General features: G+C 66.4%; 1 protein-coding gene. It reads left to right on the forward strand.

The features are described from left to right. Positions 1-2,464: ATP-binding protein (locus A9X01_RS30615; RefSeq protein ID WP_065122314.1), on the forward strand; the 2,464-nt coding region annotated here is incomplete at both ends.

A 2,464-nucleotide genomic window follows, 5' to 3' on the forward strand; every position in this document is an offset into this window, starting at 1 on the left:
TGCGCCCCGAGCGCGTCGTGCAGCTCTGTCACCCGGATATCCGCAACGACTTTCCGCCGCTGCGAACGTCGAAAAGCTCGGTCCCCGAACACTTGCCGGTCCAGCTCACCAGCTTTGTCGGGCGCGGCACCCAGCTGAGCGGCCTACGGTCAGCGCTCACCACCGACAGGTTGGTCACGTTGACCGGGGCCGGCGGGGTGGGCAAGACCAGGCTTGCGATCCAGGTCGCGGGGCAATTGGCCGCCGATTTCGATGCCGGGGTGTGGTACGTCGATTTCGCTCCTCTCGCCGACCCCGATCTGGTGCCCACCGTGGTGGCGGGAGCCCTGGGCCTCGCCGAGCAGCCGAGCCGTTCGACGTCCGACATGCTCATCCGGTCCGTCGCTGATCGGCCGATGTTGGTGTTACTCGACAACTGCGAGCACCTACTGGATGCGGTCGCCGTACTCACCACTTCGCTGCTGCGTGCCTGCGCGAACCTGACGTTGCTTGCGACGAGCCGCGAGCCGATCGGGGTCGCCGGCGAGGTGACCTGGCGGGTACCGTCCCTGTCGCTGGACGACGAGGCCGTCGAGTTGTTCGTCGACCGCGCCCGCCGTGCGCGCCCGGACTTCATCGCCGACCAGGTCTCGGTGGTCCGGGAGATCTGCCGTCGGCTCGACGGCATGCCCCTGGCCATCGAATTGGCCGCGGCCCGGGTGCGGGCGTTATCGCTGGCGGAGATTGCCGGAAGTTTGAATGATCGGTTCCGGCTGTTGACCGGAGGTGGCCGCATCGCGGTGCGCCGCCAGCAGACATTGCGCGCGTCGGTGGATTGGTCGCATGCGCTGCTGGCGGATCCCGAGCGGATACTGTTCCGCAGGCTCGCGCCGTTCATGGGGGAGTTCGATCTCAACGCTGCCAGGGCTGTCGCGGGCGGCACTGAAATCGAGCGCTTCCAGGTCCTCGACCAGCTGACACTGCTGGTTGACAAGTCACTGGTGGTCGCCGACAACACCGGCGGTCCAACCCGCTATCGGCTGTTGGAAACCGTGCGTCAGTACGCCCTGGAAAAGCTCGGCGAGTCCGGCGAGGCCGATACTGTGCGGTCGCGTCACCGCGACCACTACACCGCCATGGCTGCCGCGCTCGACGCGCCGGCCGCTACCGGTCACCAGAATCGCGTCGAGCAAACCGAATCGGAGCTCGACAACCTACGCGCCGCCTTCGCCTGGAGCCGCGAAAACCACGACATCGAGCTGGCATTGCAGCTCGCATCGTCGTTGCAGCCGCTGTGGCTCACGCGCGGCCGCCTCCGCGAAGGAATGAGTTGGATCGATGAGGCGCTGGGCGACTTGGACTATGGCGGTCGCGAGGTGGCACCGCCCGTGCTCGCCCGGGCGCTGGCTGACGCGGCCTTGCTCGAGGGCTGGCTCGGCATACCTGAACGCAAAGAGCAGGCCACCGCCGCCCTGACGATCGCTCGTCGAGTGGAGGACCCGTCCCTGATGGTCCGCGCCCTCACGGCCTGTTGTGCCACGGCCGCATTCAGCCCAGAAAACGCGGCTGCCTACTTCGCCGAAGCAATCGAATTGGCGCGCGACCTGGGTGACAAGTGGCGGTTGAGTCAGTTGCTCGGCCTGCACGCGTACGCAGCGATGATGGCGGGTTACCCGAGCGCGGCGCTTACAGCCGGTGAGGAAGGGCGCACGCTCGCCGATGCGATCGGCGATCGGTTCGCTTCGAGTCTGTGTCGAGTGTGGGGACTCGCCGGCGCACGAGCGGTGCTGGGTGATCTAGCGGCGGGAGAAGAAGTCTTGAGTGTGTTGATCGCCGAAGCCGCCGCTTCCGGCGATCTGTTGAGCGAGTTCAACGGCTTGATAACGCAAAGCTTCCTAAGAGGGTGGCAGGGCAAGACGACGGCAGCGGTGGCAGCTGCCGAAGCGGCCATCGAATCCGCCGGCCAACTTGGTGCGCTCTTCGAGGGCCAGGGCTACCTGACCTTGGGTGGTGCATATCTCGCAGCAGGCGAGGTGGCGCCAGCCAAGGTCGCCACCTCCGAAGGCTGGGACCGCATCGCAAATATCGAATTCCGCGCAATGAACACGCGCTGGAGAGCCGAAACTGAGCTTGCCGGAGGGGATCTGGCCCAAGCAAGGGCGTGGGCCGATCAGGCGGTACCGGCCAACACGGGCTTCTTTCAGATGATGGCACTCATCACGCGAGCCCGGGTGGCAGTGGCAGAGGGCGACACCGAAGCGGCCGAGCGGGATGCGTACCAGGCGCTGGCGTCGGCGGCCACAACCGGGGCACAAGTGAACGTGCCCGACATCTTCGACCTCCTCGCTCGGTTGGCCCTCGCCGTCGAGAGCTACCCCGAAGCGGCGCGGCTCCTCGGTGCGGCGCATGGTATCCGGCAGCGTACCGGTGAAGTGCGGTATGCAATTCACCAAGCCGATTACGAAGCGTCGATTTCCGCAGTGCG

This window comes from Mycobacterium asiaticum (genome assembly GCF_001668675.1).
Taxonomy (GTDB): Bacteria; Actinomycetota; Actinomycetes; order Mycobacteriales; family Mycobacteriaceae; genus Mycobacterium; species Mycobacterium asiaticum_D.